Origin of the sequence: Paracandidimonas lactea, from assembly GCF_021653995.1 — a bacterium.
Taxonomy (GTDB): Bacteria; Pseudomonadota; Gammaproteobacteria; order Burkholderiales; family Burkholderiaceae_B; genus Allopusillimonas; species Allopusillimonas lactea.
On the sequence record NZ_JAJJOZ010000005.1, the window covers coordinates 239,520 to 255,956 of the forward strand.

At 59.1% G+C, this 16,437-nt stretch carries 15 protein-coding genes; 7 read left to right on the top strand and 8 right to left on the bottom strand.

Annotated elements, in window-relative coordinates; translation table 11 throughout:
* Positions 1 to 266: 266 nt before the first annotated feature.
* The 3 genes from grpE to dnaJ all read left to right on the top strand — a co-directional run bounded on the left by grpE (position 267) and on the right by dnaJ (position 4,157).
* Positions 267 to 845, top strand: coding sequence for a nucleotide exchange factor GrpE (grpE, locus tag LOL23_RS11325; RefSeq protein ID WP_160981285.1), 579 nt, complete (start codon positions 267 to 269; stop codon positions 843 to 845).
* Between the two features lie 122 nt (positions 846 to 967).
* Positions 968 to 2,890: a molecular chaperone DnaK gene (dnaK, locus tag LOL23_RS11330; protein WP_160981283.1), complete on the top strand. Its 1,923-nt coding sequence runs from the start codon at positions 968 to 970 to the stop codon at positions 2,888 to 2,890.
* 148 nt (positions 2,891 to 3,038) lie between these two features.
* Positions 3,039 to 4,157 carry a molecular chaperone DnaJ gene (dnaJ, locus tag LOL23_RS11335; protein ID WP_160981281.1) on the top strand — a complete coding sequence of 373 codons (1,119 nt, stop codon included), beginning with the start codon at positions 3,039 to 3,041 and terminating at the stop codon, positions 4,155 to 4,157.
* 285 nt (positions 4,158 to 4,442) lie between these two features.
* On the opposite strand, the gene LOL23_RS11340 is transcribed toward dnaJ, so the two are convergent.
* The 4 genes from LOL23_RS11340 to LOL23_RS11355 all read right to left on the bottom strand — a co-directional run bounded on the left by LOL23_RS11340 (position 4,443) and on the right by LOL23_RS11355 (position 10,167).
* The gene (locus tag LOL23_RS11340; RefSeq protein WP_160981279.1) at positions 4,443 to 7,382 is read right to left on the bottom strand and encodes a M16 family metallopeptidase; all 2,940 of its coding nucleotides are present in this window, start codon (positions 7,380 to 7,382) and stop codon (positions 4,443 to 4,445) included.
* 95 nt (positions 7,383 to 7,477) lie between these two features.
* Positions 7,478 to 8,650, bottom strand: a complete 1,173-nt coding sequence (locus LOL23_RS11345) for a vWA domain-containing protein (RefSeq protein ID WP_160981277.1) — start codon at positions 8,648 to 8,650, stop codon at positions 7,478 to 7,480.
* Positions 8,640 to 9,260: a GNAT family N-acetyltransferase gene (locus LOL23_RS11350; protein ID WP_160981274.1), complete on the bottom strand. Its 621-nt coding sequence runs from the start codon at positions 9,258 to 9,260 to the stop codon at positions 8,640 to 8,642. Before LOL23_RS11350 ends, LOL23_RS11345 begins: the two co-directional genes overlap by 11 nt.
* A 13-nt stretch (positions 9,261 to 9,273) precedes the next feature.
* Positions 9,274 to 10,167, bottom strand: coding sequence for an AAA family ATPase (locus LOL23_RS11355; RefSeq protein WP_160981272.1), 894 nt, complete (start codon positions 10,165 to 10,167; stop codon positions 9,274 to 9,276).
* Positions 10,168 to 10,332: 165 nt separating this feature from the next.
* Between LOL23_RS11355 and LOL23_RS11360 the strand changes: the two genes are divergently transcribed.
* Positions 10,333 to 10,692 carry a c-type cytochrome gene (locus tag LOL23_RS11360; RefSeq protein WP_160981270.1) on the top strand — a complete coding sequence of 120 codons (360 nt, stop codon included), beginning with the start codon at positions 10,333 to 10,335 and terminating at the stop codon, positions 10,690 to 10,692.
* Positions 10,693 to 10,707: 15 nt separating this feature from the next.
* Entirely contained in the window at positions 10,708 to 11,067 is a 360-nt protein-coding gene (locus tag LOL23_RS11365) for a c-type cytochrome (RefSeq protein ID WP_160981268.1), read from the top strand.
* Positions 11,068 to 11,175: 108 nt separating this feature from the next.
* Here the strand turns inward: LOL23_RS11365 and LOL23_RS11370 are convergent, their stop codons facing one another.
* Positions 11,176 to 11,604 carry a DUF1841 family protein gene (locus LOL23_RS11370; protein ID WP_160981266.1) on the bottom strand — a complete coding sequence of 143 codons (429 nt, stop codon included), beginning with the start codon at positions 11,602 to 11,604 and terminating at the stop codon, positions 11,176 to 11,178.
* Between the two features lie 299 nt (positions 11,605 to 11,903).
* Between LOL23_RS11370 and icd the strand changes: the two genes are divergently transcribed.
* Both icd and LOL23_RS11380 read left to right on the top strand, forming a co-directional pair.
* On the top strand, positions 11,904 to 13,160 hold the full coding sequence (gene icd / locus LOL23_RS11375; protein ID WP_160981264.1) for an NADP-dependent isocitrate dehydrogenase: 1,257 nt from the start codon (positions 11,904 to 11,906) through the stop codon (positions 13,158 to 13,160).
* 171 nt (positions 13,161 to 13,331) lie between these two features.
* Positions 13,332 to 14,543 carry a tyrosine-type recombinase/integrase gene (locus tag LOL23_RS11380; protein ID WP_160981262.1) on the top strand — a complete coding sequence of 404 codons (1,212 nt, stop codon included), beginning with the start codon at positions 13,332 to 13,334 and terminating at the stop codon, positions 14,541 to 14,543.
* Here LOL23_RS11380 and LOL23_RS11385 read toward each other — a convergent pair.
* The 3 genes from LOL23_RS11385 to LOL23_RS11395 form a co-directional block, all read right to left on the bottom strand.
* Positions 14,528 to 14,776, bottom strand: coding sequence for a helix-turn-helix transcriptional regulator (locus LOL23_RS11385; RefSeq protein ID WP_160981260.1), 249 nt, complete (start codon positions 14,774 to 14,776; stop codon positions 14,528 to 14,530). The two genes, LOL23_RS11380 and LOL23_RS11385, sit on opposite strands and share 16 nt — an antisense overlap.
* 45 nt (positions 14,777 to 14,821) lie before the next feature.
* Complete coding sequence (locus LOL23_RS11390; RefSeq protein WP_160981258.1) at positions 14,822 to 15,070, bottom strand: helix-turn-helix transcriptional regulator; 249 nt, start codon at positions 15,068 to 15,070, stop codon at positions 14,822 to 14,824.
* A 671-nt stretch (positions 15,071 to 15,741) separates the two neighbouring features.
* Positions 15,742 to 16,098, bottom strand: coding sequence for a helix-turn-helix domain-containing protein (locus LOL23_RS11395; RefSeq protein ID WP_160981256.1), 357 nt, complete (start codon positions 16,096 to 16,098; stop codon positions 15,742 to 15,744).
* Positions 16,099 to 16,437: the final 339 nt, after the last annotated feature.

The window sequence follows — 16,437 nt, forward strand, 5'->3', positions numbered from 1 at the left end:
TTGTGCCGGATGTCGTATATAAGGCGGTGCTGGGGTGGTGCGCAGGTAGTGCATACCTGCAGCGTCCGGCCGCCAGGCCCTGCCAGTGCCTCGGCAGCGGCGCAGGCGAACAAAATTTCCCCTTTCGGGGCTTGAAAGTGTCTACTTTGTCCCCATCATGATGACATTGTGATCCATCACATGGCAGTCTGAACCGGGGGCATAGCCCCCATTGTTCTGTCAGATCAAATAGTTACAACATCATTTCGCAGATTCCGGAGATTTATATGCCGTCACCCAACGAACCCGTCGATCCCAAGCAGCAGGAGCCGTCCGTAGATACGTCCGAGCAGCTTGAAGTCAACGAAGGCGCAGCGGGCGACCAATCGGAAGCCCCCCAGGAAGATTTGGCCGCCCTGCTGGCGGAAGCCCAGGAACAGGTGGCCCGCTACCACGACGATCTGCTGCGTGCTCGCGCCGAAGTCGAGAACATCCGCCGCCGCGCACAAGACGACGTGTCCAAGGCGCGCAAGTTCGGCACCGAATCCTTCGCCGAAAGCCTGATTCCGGTCAAAGACAGCCTCGAGGCGGCGCTGGCCTTGTCTGGTCAGACGGCCGAGGCGTGGAAGGAAGGCGTGGAAGCCACACTGCGCCAGTTGGTAAGCGCTTTCGAGCGCAATGCCATGAAAGAGGTCGCGCCGGCGCCCGGTGACCGCTTCGACCCGCACATGCACCAGGCCATTTCGTCGGTGCCATCTGAGCAACCCGAGGGCGCCGTGGCTCAGACGCTGCAAAAGGGCTACACCATCGCCGACCGTGTGCTGCGGCCCGCGCTGGTCACTGTGTCGTCAGGCCAGCCCGAATGACTGCGGCGGCCGCGCGGTATGCAAATTGCGCGGCCCGGGCCTTGAAATCAGCAACGATGGGCCCCACATAGCATTCATCAGGGTTTTAACGAATCAAGAATATTTTTTAAGGTTACATCACTATGGGCAAGATTATTGGTATTGACCTTGGCACCACCAACAGCTGTGTCGCCATCATGGACGGCGGCAACGTCAAGATCATCGAAAACGCCGAAGGTGCGCGTACTACGCCTTCCATCGTCGCCTACATGCAGGACGGCGAAATCCTCGTTGGCGCGCCCGCCAAGCGCCAGGCGGTCACCAACCCCAAGAACACGCTGTTCGCCGTCAAGCGCCTGATCGGCCGCAAGTTCGACGAGAAAGCGGTGCAAAAAGACATCCACCTGATGCCCTATAGCATCATCAAGGCCGACAATGGCGACGCCTGGGTTGAAGCGCAAGGCAAGAAGCTCGCGCCTCCGCAGGTGTCTGCCGACGTGCTGCGCAAGATGAAGAAAACGGCGGAAGACTACCTGGGTGAAGAAGTCACCGAGGCGGTCATCACCGTACCCGCCTACTTCAACGACAGCCAGCGCCAGGCCACCAAAGACGCCGGCCGCATCGCGGGCCTGGACGTCAAGCGCATTATCAACGAGCCCACGGCTGCTGCACTGGCCTTCGGCCTCGATAAATCCGAGAAGGGCGACCGCAAGATCGTGGTGTATGACCTCGGCGGCGGCACGTTCGACGTTTCCATCATCGAGATCGCCGACGTAGACGGCGAGAAGCAATTCGAGGTGCTGTCGACCAACGGCGACACTTTCCTGGGTGGCGAAGACTTCGACCAGCGCATCATCGACTACATCATTGCCGAATTCAAGAAGGAAAGCGGCGTCGACCTGTCGAAAGACGTACTGGCCCTGCAGCGCCTGAAAGAAGCCGCCGAGAAAGCCAAGATCGAACTCTCGTCCACGCAGCAGACCGAGATCAACCTGCCGTACATCACGGCCGATGCATCCGGTCCGAAGCACCTGAACCTCAAGATCACGCGCGCCAAGCTGGAAGCGCTGGTCGAGGAACTGATCGAGCGCACCATCGAGCCCTGCCGCATCGCCATCAAGGATGCGGGCGTCAAGGTTTCCGAGATCGACGATGTAATCCTGGTCGGCGGGATGACCCGCATGCCCAAGGTGCAGGAAAAGGTCAAGGAGTTCTTCGGCCGCGATCCGCGTAAAGACATCAACCCCGACGAAGCAGTTGCCGCGGGTGCCGCGATCCAGGGTTCTGTGCTGTCCGGCGAACGCAAAGACGTCCTGCTGCTCGACGTCACCCCGCTTTCCCTGGGTATCGAAACCCTGGGCGGCGTGATGACCAAGATGATCCAGAAGAACACCACGATCCCTACCCGGTTCTCGCAAGTGTTCTCCACGGCCGACGACAACCAGCCTGCAGTGACCATCAAGGTGTTCCAGGGCGAGCGTGAAATCGCCGCCGGCAACAAGGGCCTGGGTGAGTTCAACCTCGAAGGCATTCCCCCTGCAGGCCGCGGCGTGCCCCAGATCGAAGTCACGTTCGACATCGACGCCAACGGCATCCTGCACGTGTCCGCCAAAGACAAGGGTACGGGCAAAGAAAACAAGATCACTATCAAGGCGAACTCCGGGCTGACCGACGACGAGATCGAGCGCATGGTGAAGGACGCCGAGGCGAACGCCGAGGAAGACCACCGTCTGGCCGAACTGGCGCTTACGCGCAACCAGGCCGACGCACTGATGCACTCCACCCGCAAGTCGCTGGAAGAGCACGGCGACAAGCTGGAGGCGTCCGAGAAGGAAGCCATCGAAAACGCCCTGAAAGACCTCGAAGCGACGTTGAAGGACGGTGACAAGGCGGCTATCGATGCCAAGGTCGAGGCGCTGACGAACGCGGCGCAGAAGCTGGGCGAGAAGATGTATGCCGATATGCAGGCTCAGGCGGCGGCGCAGCAGGCTGCGCCGGAGCAGGCCAAGCCCGCTGACGACGATGTGGTTGATGCGGACTTCAAAGAAGTCAAGCGCGACCAGTAAGAAAGCCGGCAATTAGCGGTTTTCGGGCCCGGTTTCTGGCATTGCGCCGGAAATCGGGCATTCTTGTTCCGACGAAGCGCGGCGACATACCGCAGCGCGGGCGGGCTGTTCCACAGGCCCGGCAACGCCCTAGACACAAGCACGACTCATGGCAAAACGCGATTATTACGAAGTCCTCGGGGTGGCAAAGAACGCCTCCGATGACGAACTCAAGAAAGCCTACCGCAAGCTCGCAATGAAGTATCACCCGGACCGCAACCCGGGCAGCAAAGAGGCGGAAGAGAAATTCAAAGAGGCCAAAGAAGCCTACGAGATGCTGTCCGATGAGGAAAAGCGCGGGGCCTATGACCGCTTCGGCCATGCGGGCGTTGACCCCAATGCAGGCATGGGCGCCGGCATGGGCGGTGCTGGGTTCGCGGATGCTTTCGGCGATATTTTTGGCGAAATCTTCGGTGGAGGCCGCCGTGGCGGCGGGCCGCAGGTATATCGCGGCGCCGATCTCAAATACTCGCTCGATATTTCTCTGGAACAGGCAGCGCATGGTTTCGATACCGAGATCCGTGTGCCCAGTTGGGAAAACTGTGAGGTCTGTCACGGTTCGGGCGCCAAGCCCGGTACTCAGCCCAAAACCTGCCATACCTGCGGTGGTTCGGGCGCGGTTCGTATGCAGCAAGGCTTTTTTAGCGTGCAGCAAACATGCCCCACCTGCCACGGTACGGGCAAAGAGATCACGGATCCTTGCAATGCATGCGATGGCGTGGGCCGTGTACGCAAAAACAAAACGCTGCAGGTCAAGATCCCGGCTGGCATTGACGACGGCATGCGCATCCGCTCCAGCGGCAATGGCGAACCGGGTCTGAACGGCGGGCCACCGGGGGATCTCTATGTCGAGATCCACATCAAGCGACATGCTATTTTCCAGCGGGACGGTGACGATCTGCATTGCGAGTTGACGATACCGTTCACTACCGCGGCGCTCGGTGGTGAGCTTGAGGTGCCTACGCTGGCTGGCAAAGGGGCAATCACGATCCCCGAGGGCACGCAGTCGGGCAAGACGTTCCGCCTGCGCGGCAAGGGTATCAAGGGGGTGCGTGGCAGCTATCCGGGCGATCTCTATTGCCATGTTTCCGTCGAGACACCGGTCAGGCTGTCCGAAGACCAGAAAAAGCTGTTGCGCCAGTTCGAGACATCGTTGGAACAGGGCGGCGACAAGCACTCGCCTGGCAGCAAGTCCTGGAAGGACAGGGTGAAGGATTTCTTCGCCTGAGAAAAACCTGGCCCGGGATTGCCGGGCTTAGGGGGCGTTGAGAAGTAATGCGTTATCTGCTGTATGCAAAAGGCCGCGCCAATGAGCGCGGCCTTTTGACGTGCGTAGTCTTGCTTGCAGCCTGCCTTGTTTCTTGCCCCTTGGCTTGCTTCATACCGCCCAGCGCGTGGTATTTGGCTTTAGCGGCCCTGGTGATCGCCGATGCCGCATGCGGGTAGTGTGGACAGCGACAGGCGGGACTGAACTGCTTGGGGTGGCCCGCCTGTAAATGTATGACGCCCGCTGTTATTTGGCAGCGGAAGGTTGGGCGGTGCCGGTTGGCGCGGGCGGGGCCGTTGGCCCCGGCGTGGGAGCGGCCGCGGGCGCGGGGCCAGGCGCAGGTTCGGGGGCCCGCCCAGGCTCGGCCGGCACAGGAGGCGCCTTTTCGCCCTGCTTGGAGGCATCTGCCGCCAGCGCCACGCTGAATGCGTTGGGTTGCAGCCAGCGCCGTATCGTATCGTTGACTTGTTTTGCCGTGAGGGACAGCAGGGCTTTGTCGATATCAGCAGACCACTGGAAGGTGCGCCCAAGCTCGAGGTAATTGAGCCACACCGCCGATAGGGTGGCATCATTGGCGCGGGCGAGCTTGCGATAGTTGAGCAGCGCTCGCACGCCTTCTTTGACCTCGTCGTCTGTGAACCCTTGGTCGAGCAAGCGCTGCAACTCTTCGTTGACAGCCGTGGTGACTTGCCTGCTGTTCTGCGGTGCGAGGATGGCGTAAATAACCCAACTACCCGAGGGCTCGAACGAAGATGCAGTCAATTGGCTGCGCACGTCGTAGGAAAGGCCTTCCTTGACGCGGATGCGTTCCCACAGACGCGACGTTTCGGACGAGCCGAGCAGGTAGTTTGCAAGGTAAAGCGCTGGGAAGTCCGGATCGGTATCCTGTAGCTTTACGGGCATCTTGGCCAAGTAGAAGGCATTGGCTTTGTCTGGTGTGTTGATATGGAAACGCTCCGCGGGCACCGCGTGGTAGGGGTTGTCAAGGCGGGTGTAGGCTGGGGCTTTCTGCCAGCCTTTCAGGCCCTTGGTCAGCGCCTCGCGGATAGCGTCAGGCTCGAAAGCGCCGACGGCTGAGAACTCGATATTGCCCGCGCCGTAGAAGGTGCTGTGGAAGCTTTGCAGTCGCTGGCGGGTAAGCGCGGCAATCTGGTTGCGCTCTTCTTCGAAGGTGGGGGTATAGCGGACATCGTCGGGCGCCCAGGGGTTGTCGTGCCGCGCCAGGGCGCGGGAAGCCAGGGCGCTGGGTTCGGACATGGCCGTGCTGATTGCTGTGCTGGCTTGGCGCTGGTATTCAATGAGCTCTTGCTTGGGGAAGTCGGCCTCGCGCAGCAGGTTCAACACCACGGAAACGAGCTCGGGAAGGTGGGCTTTGACGGTGGACATGTTCACCGAGACAATGCCGCCGGTACCCGAGAAGCTGACTTGCGCCTGCAGGGCGTCGAATTTGTCCTGAATCTGTTGGCGAGTCAGGGATGGGGTGCCTTGGTCGAGCAGCGCGGCAACTGCGCCTGCGACTTCGCGTTGGCCTTTCAGGCTGTCGGCGTTGCCGAAATGCAGCTCGAGGTTGGCCTCGACACGGTCGCCGCGTGTAGGCTTGGGCAGTAATGCCAGCTTGACCTCGCCGTTGGGTAGTACCAGCGGCTGGCGATCTGTGGCCGCATCGATATGCTCGGGCGTGGCCTCGAAGGCCGCCTTGGCCGGGCCCGTCTGTTTGCCGGTGTAGCCCTTGAACAACGCCTGGAAATCGGGTGGGGCGGAGGCCGGTGCGCGCTCGGGTTTATCGGTGGGGATGTATTCGCCGGCAGTACGATTGCTGGCCACTAGGTATGCTTGGGTGACGCGCTGAACCGTCTCCAGCTTCATATCCTCGACCTGGTCGCGCTGCAGGAAGAACAGGCGCCAGTCACCGTCTGCGGATGTCTCGGACAGGACGCTGGCGAGCTTGGCGGGGTTGGCATAGAGCTGGTTCCAGTTCGAGAGCCATTTGTTGCGGATACGATCGAGGTCTTCTTGTGTAAAAGGCTTCTCGGCCACCGATTCAAGTGTGGCCGTAAGCGTGGCCAATGCCTTGGCCTGGTCCATGCCTGGTTCGAGTTCGGCGCCGAACAACGCATACCCCGGCTGCTTCATATCGGACGCAAAACCGAACACGCTGGCCGCGAGGTTTTCGCGCACCAACGCATGGTACAGCCGGCCTGATGGTGTGTCGGCAATGATGTTTACGCCCAGGTCGAGCGCCGTGTAGTCGGGGCTGCCGGCTGCGGGGATATGGTACAGGGCTGCAACCAACGGCGTGCCGCCGTGGCGGCGCAGCGCTACCAGGCGCTCGCCGTCTTGTATGGGCTCTACCGTGTATTCGGGCGGCAACGTGCGGGTGGGGCGAGGGATTTTGCCAAACACTGTCGCGATGGTCTTGAGGGTCGCCGCGGCATCGAACCGGCCGGTCACGATCAATATCGCATTATCCGGTTGATAGTATTTTTTGTAGAAGGCGCGCAATTGGCCGACGTCTACGTTTTCAACGTCGGAGCGAGCGCCGATAGTACTGTGGCCGTAGTTGTGCCACTGATAGGCCGTGGCCTGCATCTTTTGCAGCAGGATCTGGAACGGGTTGTTTTCGCCGCGCTCCATCTCGTTGCGCACCACCGTCATTTCGGCGTCCAGGTCTTCTTTCGCAATCAACGAGTTGACCATGGCGTCGGCCTGCCAGCCAAGATACCAGTTGAGCGTTTCGGGGTTGGAGGCGAAGCTGGCATAGTAATTGGTGCGGTCGCCAGACGTGGAGCCATTGGCCGCCAGGCCGCGGCGAGAGAACTCGGCCAGTGCATTGCGCAGCGTCGGTGTGCCGCGAAAAAGCATATGTTCGAGCAGGTGCGCCATACCTGTCTGCCCGTAGTTTTCCTGGCGGGCACCTACCAGGTAGGTCATGTTCACTGTGGTGCTGGGCTTGGAGGCATCAGGCGCCAGCAGCACGCGCAGGCCATTGGGCAGGCTGTATTCAGTAACCCCTTCGACCGTGTGCAGCTGCTGGACGCCCGCTGGAAGGGCTGCGTTGGCCTTCTGCCCGGATGGGGCGGGCGCCGTCGGAGGCGTGCCTGTTTTGGCCTGGACTGGTGCGGCCAGAACGACAATGATCGCAAGTGCCGCGGCGCGGACGAGCGTAGGTGCCGAGAAGGAGAACATGCGCAATATCCGAGTAAGAAGCGTGCTCCCGTTTTACCATAGCCGCGCCGCTTCGTGAGGCTGCGCGCGCGCCCCATCATGAAACAATAGGTGTGTTATCGAGACAGCACGCGCATGGCGTCTTCGAGGCCGCTAACGGTGACGCCGTACATGCGATTGCCCATGAGGTTCTGGATAATGGAAATGGACTGCCTGTATTGCCAGTATCCGGCGGGCTCGGGATTAAGCCAGACCGCCTTGGGCCAGTTATCCAGCAAGCGCTGCAGCCATGCCGCGCCCGATTCCTTGTTGTAATGCTCGACTGAGCCGCCCGGTTGCAGGATTTCGTAGGGGCTCATGGTGGCGTCGCCCACAATGATCAGGCGCCAGTCGTCGTTGTAGGTGCGCAGGATGTCCCAGGTGTCGAAGCGTTCGGCGCTGCGGCGGCGGTTGTTGCGCCACAGTGATTCGTAGGGGCAGTTGTGGAAGTAAAAAACTTCCAGGTGCCGGAATTCGCTGCGCGCGGCTGAGAACAGCTCTTCGACGCGGGCAATGTGGTCGTCCATGCTGCCGCCGACATCCAGGAGCATCAGCACCTTTACCATGTTGTGGCGCTCTGGCACCATCTGCAGGTCGAGCAGGCCAGCGTTGCGGGCTGTGCTGCGTATCGTGTCGTCCAGGTCGAGTTCAAGCTCGGCGCCCTCGCGCGCGAACCGACGCAGGCGCCGCAGGGCCATCTTGAAATTGCGCGTGCCCAGCGTTTGTTGATCGTCATAGTCGCGGTATTCGCGTTTTTCCCATACTTTTATCGCGGTGCGGTTGCCCGCGGACGGCCCGCCAATGCGTATGCCCTCGGGATGGTAGCCACCATGCCCGAAGGGCGAAGAGCCGCCGGTGCCTATCCATTTATTGCCGCCGGCATGGCGCTCTTTCTGTTCTTCAAGCCGCTGGCGGAACAGTTCCATCAGCTTGTCCCAGCCGTGCTTTTCGATGGCCGCTTTTTCTTCGGGCGTGAGGTTTTTTTGAAACTGCTTGAGCAGCCAGTCCAGCGGTATTTCTTTTCCTTCGGGCAGGGCGGCTTCCAGCTTTCCGTAGAACTCGCCGAAAGCCTGGTCGTAGCGGTCGAACAGGGTTTCGTCCTTGACCAGCGTCATACGGGCAAGATGATAGAAATCGTCGATGGACGGAAGCATGACGCCTGCGCGCAGCGCTTCGAGTAGCGTGAGGTACTCCTGCACGGAAACGGGCAGCTTGCGGGCGCGCAGGTGGTAGAAAAAATCAAGCAGCATGATGACGCCCAAGCTGATATTCGAGGTGTGCGCGCACTTCGGGCCATTCGCCGGCCAACAGGCTATACATCACAGTATCGCGCACCGTGCCGTCGCGGCGTAGTGCATGATGGCGGATCACGCCGTCGCGCCGGGCGCCCAGGCGTTCGATGGCGCGCTGCGAGGCGTGGTTGAAGTTGTCGGTGCGCCACCCGACCACCTCCGCGCCCAATGTGTCAAAGGCATGTTGCAGCAGCAACAGCTTGCACGTGGTGTTGACATGGGTGCGTTGCCAGTGGCGGGCATACCAGGTGTAGCCGATCTCCAGGCGAGCGATCGAGGCCACGATGTCGTGGTAGCGGGTGGTGCCAATGATGGCGCCGCTGTCCTCGTCCATAACCGCGAATGGGAGCATGGTGCCGGTTGCCTGGCCTTGCAGGGCCTGCTCGATGTATGCCGCGGCGTCGCCCGGGGCCGGCACGGACGTGACGCGCAGCGTCCAGAGCTGGCCGTCGGCGGCGGCCGCTTCCAGCGCTGGCGCATGCTCGCGGGCAAGCGGAAGAAGGCGTACGCCATCGCGTGCCAGGGTGACTGGAGCCGGGGCGTGGTGAAACTGCCTGACGGTTTGCATCGCGTACCCTCAGTTAGCGCCGGCCGGCGCGCGTCATGGCTGCCAGGCGCTGCAGCAGGGTGATGTCCTGCTCGTTCTTGAGCAGCGCGCCAGCCATCACCGGAACATCGCCGTTGGTGCTGGCGATCGCGTCGGCGCTGATCGACTCACCCATCAACAGGCGCAGCCAGTCAAGGAATTCAGAGGTGGAGGGCTTCTTTTTCAGGCCGGGCGCATCGCGCAGGGCGAAGAAGGTGTCCATGGCGGCGCGCAGTACGTCTTCGCGGATGCCAGGGTAATGCACAGCCACGATATCGCGCATGGTGTCGCGGTCGGGGAAGTCGATGTAATGAAAAAAACAGCGGCGCAAGAATGCGTCGGGCAAGTCTTTTTCGTTGTTGGAGGTGATGATGATCAGCGGCCGATGGCGCGCGGCGATGGTTTGGCGGGTTTCGTATACATGGAATTCCATGCGGTCGAGTTCACGCAGCAGATCGTTGGGGAACTCGATATCAGCCTTGTCGACTTCGTCAATCAGCACAACGGACGGCGCGTTCGATTCAAATGCCTGCCACAGCACACCTTTAACGATGTAGTTGCCGATGTCGCGCACCTTTTCATCACCGAGCTGCGAATCGCGCAACCGTGAGACGGCGTCGTACTCGTACAGGCCCTGGTGCGCCTTCGTGGTTGACTTGATATGCCATTGCAGCAGCGGCCTGCCCAGGGATGCCGCTACTTCTTCAGCGAGCATCGTCTTGCCGGTGCCTGGTTCGCCTTTGATCAGCAGCGGGCGCTGTAGCGCGAGCGCCGCATTGACGGCCATCTTCAGGCCCTCGGTGGCGACATAGCGTTCGGTGCCGGTAAAGCGTTCGTTGCGGTGGTGATTGTCCTGGTTGCTAGGGTTGTTTGCGGAGGCTGCTGACATGATGATGGGTTCCGTAGGATATGCTGCGGGATTCGTTGCGCGTTGCTTCTAGGCAAAGACCATAATGGGATACGTGGGTCAAGTATCGTACAATCGGCATTTTTAGGCGGTCTATTGACATAGATCAATTTACTTCAATCTAATCTACACGCAAAACAATAGCTCATGAAGTCGCCTTATTCCCTGAAGCGCACCTTGCCTGCGCTGGCCGTGATGGCCTCCTGTGTAATCTTTGGGTCTGCCCATGCTGCCGATGCGGCGCCCAAGGGCGACGCCGAAGCTGCGAAGTCCAAAATCTCCATGTGCATTGGCTGCCATGGGATCGAAGGCTACAAGGCCAGTTTCCCCGAGGTGTACCACGTGCCGATGATCGCCGGACAAAACGCTGAATACATTGTGGCGGCGTTGAAGGAGTATGCCAGCGGCGCGCGTACTTTCCCCACCATGGAGGCCATCGCCAAAAGCCTCTCCGACCAGGACATGGCTGATCTGGCCGCGTATTACGCTGGCTTCGCGAAAAAATAAGGGGGAGGAAGACTCATGAAATCGCTGACTATCGCATTGGCGGGTGCTGCACTGTTCGCCATGGGCGGCGCGGCCGCCGCCGCCGACCTTGCCGCAGGCAAGGCCACGTACGAAAAAACCTGTGCCGCATGCCACGGCGCCGATGGCAAGACGCCTATCATGGCTACCTATCCCATCTTGGCAGGCCAGCATCGCGACTACCTCGAGCATGCTCTCAAGGCATACCAGCGCGGTGCAAAAGGTGCGCCCGCCTCGGCCAATATTCGCAAAAATGCCATTATGGCACCCATGGCGGCCTCGCTGTCACCGACCGACATCCAGAACGTGGCCGCCTGGCTCGCCAGCCAGCCTTCGCCGCTGGCAGTCGAAAAGTAAAAAGTAAGAAGTATGTTTGTGCACCCGTGCACCCGCGTTCGCGCGGGTGCACGGGTGCCTGCGTTATGCTCGTATGTTGGCTACGCTGCCAGGCGACGTGCGCGCCGCTCAGTGGCGTGAGGCGCGGCGGCGGATGAGGTCGATGTATTTGTCGGAATCCAGCGGCTGTCCCAGCCGCTGGGCCTCCCATACCACTTCGCCCAAGGCTTCCATGATGATGTGTGCGGCGTCGTGGGGGTCGTGCGTGGCGACAAGTTCCTGGTAGGCTTTTTTGATGCCTGGCGGGTGATCTATGGACAACTGTTCGTCGATAGCCAGGTGCATGGACAGGTGAAGGAAGGGGTTGGTTTTGCCTTCTTCGACGGAGTAGTCGGCTTGCACACGCTCGGGGTTTTCGAGATCGGCCTGGTATTCAGGGTGCTGCCTGATCAGGTCGACAGCCATGGTTTCGAGCGGTGTCAGGATACCGGCGGCGCAGTGTTTGCGCCAAGCATCGGTAAAAAACTGCCTGACTTGTTCGCGGGTGGGGTTGAACATGAAATACTGTGCTGCCTTGCTTTTGAAATCAATATTTTAGCTGTACCTGACGCCGCTGCAGGTGCGGCTATATTTACATCAGGGCGATGCTCGTCATGTTTGCGGAGCGCTTAGCCTCTTAGCCTTATAGAATAAGCGGTGCTGGAACAAACCTTGCTGCCCAACCCCCCGATTCCGCTGAAAACACAAGCCGAAATACGATACACTATTCTTCTACTCTTATATAAGACTTGCTGTTTTTGGTTACCTAGACTTTTATCCCGCAGGCGCCGCGTCTGCGGAGCACAACTGGAGCATTCATGTCCTATCAACACATCAAAGTCCCCGGCGAGGGTCAGAAGATTACGGTTAACGCCGATTTTTCCCTGAACGTACCGGATGAGCCTATTATTCCCTTCATCGAAGGCGACGGCACCGGCGCGGATATTACCCCCGTCATGCTCAAGGTTGTCGACGCGGCGGTGAAGAAAGCCTACAACGGCAAGCGCAAGATCCACTGGATGGAAGTGTACGCCGGTGAAAAATCCACCAAGGTATACGGCCCCGACGTCTGGCTGCCCGACGAGACCCTGGAAGCGGTCAAGGATTACGTCGTGTCCATCAAGGGCCCGCTCACCACGCCCGTCGGCGGCGGCATCCGTTCGCTGAACGTCGCATTGCGCCAGCAGCTCGACCTGTATGTCTGCCTGCGCCCGATCCAGTATTTCAAGGGTGTGCCTTCACCCGTGCGCGAACCCGAAAAAACCAATATGGTTATCTTCCGTGAAAACTCGGAAGACATCTATGCCGGCATCGAATTCGAAGCCGAAAGCGCCAACGCCAAGAAGCTCATCGACTTCCTGCGCAACGAACTTGGCGTTACCAAGATTCGCTTCCCCGAAACGTCGGGCATCGGTGTCAAGCCTGTTTCGCGCGAAGGTACGCAGCGCCTGGTTCGCAAGGCCATCCAGTACGCCATCGACAACGACCGCGCTTCGGTCACGCTGGTGCACAAGGGCAACATCATGAAGTTCACCGAAGGTGGCTTCCGCGACTGGGGCTACGAACTGGCCCAGAAAGAATTCGGCGCCCAACTCATCGACGGCGGCCCGTGGTGCAAGTTCAAGAATCCCAAGACGGGTCGCGAGATCACGGTCAAGGATTCGATCGCTGACGCGTTCCTGCAACAGATCCTGCTGCGCCCGGCCGAATACGACGTCATTGCAACGCTCAACCTGAACGGCGACTACGTCTCCGACGCACTGGCCGCGCAAGTGGGCGGCATCGGTATCGCCCCCGGCGCGAACCTGTCCGACTCCGTCGCCATGTTCGAAGCCACCCACGGCACCGCACCCAAGTACGCTGGCAAAGATTACGTGAACCCCGGTTCCGAGATCCTGTCCGCCGAGATGATGCTGCGCCACATGGGCTGGACCGAAGCAGCCGACTTGATCATCTCCAGCATGGAAAAATCCATCCTGTCCAAGAAGGTCACCTACGACTTCGCCCGCCTGCTCGAAGGCGCGACGCAAGTATCGTGCTCGGGCTTTGGCCAGGTGATGATCGACAACATGTAATCGGTTCTGATCTGATACATTGAAGTCCAGAAAAGCCCCGTTCTCATAGGAGGATGGGGCTTTTTTCTGTCCGTATCAATCTGGGTTGATCGAGATGGGTCAACTTGTTTTGGGGCCATGGTTTGGTGCCACAGGTGGTAATATGGCCCCAAAATTTTTTCACATGGCCCCATGCCCCGTACATTCACATATTCTCTCCGTGTAGCCGCCATTGAGGCGGCAAAACCCAAAGACAAAACCTATGTGTTGACCGACGGCGGCGGCCTTCATATTGATGTGCTGCCTTCTGGCACGAAGGTGTGGCGCTATAAATATCACTTTGGCGGCCGGCGCGACAAAATCACTATCGGTCGCTATCCGGCTATTTCGTTGAAGCAGGCCAGGCAGATTCACGAGGCTTTGCAGGCTGCTGTGGAGCAGGGCGGCGATCCCAAGGAACTTGAATTTGCCGGTTTTGTCGGAACGCGTGTCAAACCCGCCGGGCCAACGTTTAAGGCGTATGCCCGGCAATGGGTGGACGAAACACTGTTTTACCGTTCAGCGGCTTATCGTGTTCAGCAATTGCGCTGGCTGGAGTCCTATGTTTTCGGCAAGATCGGCGCTATGCCCTTGAGCTCGGTGCAGCCTAAGCAAATTCTTGAAATTCTGGATGAGCTGCGGCCGACGCCTACCACTGCTGAAGGCGTGCGATCCCTGATCCAGAGAATTTACAATTACGCGATTCGCAATCTGCAGGCTGAATCCAACCCGGCCTTGATGGTGCGTGGTGCGGTGTCAGTGCCGAAGCGCACCCATCATCGCCACCTGTTGGAACCGGAGCTTGCCCGATTCTGGCGCTTGATTCCTCGCCAAGGCGCTCATTTCACCACTCAGGCAGCTACGCAGCTGCTGGTATATACGATGGTTCGTAAAGGCGAGCTGATCCGCAGCCGTTGGGGTGAGTACGACCTTGATGCTGCTATTTGGGATATCCCAGCTGAGCGCATGAAGATGCGCAAACGCCATCGCGTATTTCTGTCGCGTCAGGCGGTGGAGTTGCTGCGCCTTGTGCATACCATGACAGGACATCAGGAATACGTTTTTCCATCTATCTTCACGGCGAGTGGCCGTGTGGCGCCGATGAGTGACGTCAGTCTGAACCATTTCTTCAAGCGCATGGACTTTGGTGTGCCTGACTTTTCTCCGCATGGTATTCGCGGAACAACTGCTACCTTGCTGCGCGAGCATGGCATCCGTTCGGAGGTGGTGGAATTGCTCCTGTCTCACGCGCCCAGAGGGCAGGTTGAAACGGCCTACAATCATGCGGAGTTGGCTGAGGAGCGTAAACAAGCATTGCAGTTTCTGGCGGACTATCTGGATAAGCTCTCTCAGATTCCGGACTGATCCCTGGCGAGGGCCTGTATATCAGCAAGTCGCCAAACGACGGTTCGGCCGCCTATCTTGATGCCAGGAGGCACTAAGCCTCGTTTGACCCATTCGTACCATGTCGATCTACTGATTGGCAGAATTCCGGGGCGTCCTGTTCTCGGGTCACGGCAGATTTCTGGTACTCGAACCATCGTGTCGGCAGAGTAATTAGCACTTGCCTGCGGGGTGGTGGGTTGGAGAGTGGTCATGAGCAATCCTTTGGCAGAGCGGGAACTCAGTTTGATTCAAGTTGGTCAGCTGGCTGTTGCCTGATTGCGTTCAATCAGCGCATGCACGCTTTCTGCCGTGATCCCGCTGGAGCGTTTTCCTATCTTGATAAGGACAAGCTGGCCTTCTTTGGCCAGCCGGTAGATGGTGGAGCGCGATACACCCAGCTTCGCCTCAGCGGTAGGGATTCGATAGAGAAGCGCGTCGTCGGCTTGTTGTTCTTGTTGTCCGGCTGGCCGGTGGCCGAAGACAGTGGGTGTTGCCTGTTCCTTCATGTGTTCCTCCGTTAGACCTTGGGAAGCACCCTGGGTGCCAGGATGCTTTCCAAAGCCGGCGCTGTCTGCGCCGTTGAGTCCTGCCCGCCAAGATGCCACGATGGGGGCCGGGTGCTTTGATCGTTCCCGGCAGCGCCCGCCGCTGGCTCCGCTGCCGCTGCTGCGGTTCGTCGGGATGCTGGGAACTGCGGTCTTTGCCGCTGTCATCGACGGATTACGCGCCATCCATCGAATGTGGCCTGCCTTTGGCAGAGCCGGCGTCCGTGTGAACGGATCGTCATTCACGCCTTCCGGTTAGCACCAGTCGCTACCGGCCCGGAAGGGGAATGGTTTTTCACCTGCTTTACTCCTACCCAGGTGCTTGTCGCCCCGCACGAAGCTGACGACACGGGTAGCCGCGCACTCGCACCGTTCACGGAGAACAGGGCGCGGTATTTATCGGTGTTTTGTTGTTAAAGAGCAGGGTTGTTGTAATCATTACGCATGTATTGCGCGGGGTCAATACGCAAGTAATAATTAAAAGTCATATGGTCATGGAATTTATTGCCAATATGGCCCATGGTTATGTGAAATGACACGACAAGATGCACTCTGGCCCGTTGGGAGAGAGTGTGTGGTGGCGCAAAATTTGTTGTTTTTTTCTTGTCCTGGCAAGGGTAGGAGATCAGGCTTCAGACTTCCGTGTCAGGATCGTTGCCTGTCTTCACCTGATGCTTGGAGACTTTCATTTGTATATAGTCGCCAATGTCTTCAAGCACGAGTGGGGGTAGCGTGGCCACCTCGCTCATTGGGGTAGTCCATGGCCACTGAACCTCAAACATTTCCCCTTGGCCTGTCAAAAGCCATTCGATCCGCAGCCCGAGTACGAGAGCAAGCCAGATGATATGGCGCGAGGTTTCGCTACGACCGTTCTCTATATGGGCAATGGTGCCTTGAGTCAGGGGCGGATCGAGCAAGTTGGCAAGGGCCTCTTGCGTGAGGCCGCGTTGAATACGCGCAGTACGGAGGCGTTTGCCTATGCTGCTCATGATTTGCCAGGGCCCAGAGATTTTTCAGCGGTTAGATACATTATGACAGAGGCCTGATTCGAAGTATGACAGAACATAATAATACCTGACTATTATTTTAAGGGCGAAGGAATCGGCCGTTGCTCCATTGTGGCAGGTGTTGATACGTAGTGGAACGCATGTTTACCATGCTTTGACATTGTTAAGCACGATTGAGGCCTGACCATCTCACACACCAGCGTGATTATTTGGGCGTTATTGAGTCTCTGCTGGGCAGTCGATGCAGTTCACGGTTCGCCGATCACTCATCCCTAACGGAGCGGTTGAGCCTATCCGTAATTTTGTGGGTGAGGCATATCA

What these genes read in the sequence shown, in the direction of transcription:
- LOL23_RS11340 (WP_160981279.1), bottom strand. Translation starts at nt 7,382, where the DNA reads ATGTTCTCCTTCTCGGCACCTACGCTCGTCCGCGCCGCGGCACTTGCG.
- LOL23_RS11370 (WP_160981266.1), bottom strand. Translation starts at nt 11,604, where the DNA reads ATGTTCAACCCCACCCGCGAACAAGTCAGGCAGTTTTTTACCGATGCT.
- LOL23_RS11380 (WP_160981262.1), top strand. Translation starts at nt 13,332, where the DNA reads ATGCCCCGTACATTCACATATTCTCTCCGTGTAGCCGCCATTGAGGCG.
- LOL23_RS11345 (WP_160981277.1), bottom strand. Translation starts at nt 8,650, where the DNA reads ATGCTGCTTGATTTTTTCTACCACCTGCGCGCCCGCAAGCTGCCCGTT.
- LOL23_RS11390 (WP_160981258.1), bottom strand. Translation starts at nt 15,070, where the DNA reads ATGAAGGAACAGGCAACACCCACTGTCTTCGGCCACCGGCCAGCCGGA.
- dnaK (WP_160981283.1), top strand. Translation starts at nt 968, where the DNA reads ATGGGCAAGATTATTGGTATTGACCTTGGCACCACCAACAGCTGTGTC.
- LOL23_RS11385 (WP_160981260.1), bottom strand. Translation starts at nt 14,776, where the DNA reads ATGACCACTCTCCAACCCACCACCCCGCAGGCAAGTGCTAATTACTCT.
- LOL23_RS11365 (WP_160981268.1), top strand. Translation starts at nt 10,708, where the DNA reads ATGAAATCGCTGACTATCGCATTGGCGGGTGCTGCACTGTTCGCCATG.
- icd (WP_160981264.1), top strand. Translation starts at nt 11,904, where the DNA reads ATGTCCTATCAACACATCAAAGTCCCCGGCGAGGGTCAGAAGATTACG.
- LOL23_RS11355 (WP_160981272.1), bottom strand. Translation starts at nt 10,167, where the DNA reads ATGTCAGCAGCCTCCGCAAACAACCCTAGCAACCAGGACAATCACCAC.
- LOL23_RS11395 (WP_160981256.1), bottom strand. Translation starts at nt 16,098, where the DNA reads ATGAGCAGCATAGGCAAACGCCTCCGTACTGCGCGTATTCAACGCGGC.
- LOL23_RS11360 (WP_160981270.1), top strand. Translation starts at nt 10,333, where the DNA reads ATGAAGTCGCCTTATTCCCTGAAGCGCACCTTGCCTGCGCTGGCCGTG.
- dnaJ (WP_160981281.1), top strand. Translation starts at nt 3,039, where the DNA reads ATGGCAAAACGCGATTATTACGAAGTCCTCGGGGTGGCAAAGAACGCC.
- LOL23_RS11350 (WP_160981274.1), bottom strand. Translation starts at nt 9,260, where the DNA reads ATGCAAACCGTCAGGCAGTTTCACCACGCCCCGGCTCCAGTCACCCTG.
- grpE (WP_160981285.1), top strand. Translation starts at nt 267, where the DNA reads ATGCCGTCACCCAACGAACCCGTCGATCCCAAGCAGCAGGAGCCGTCC.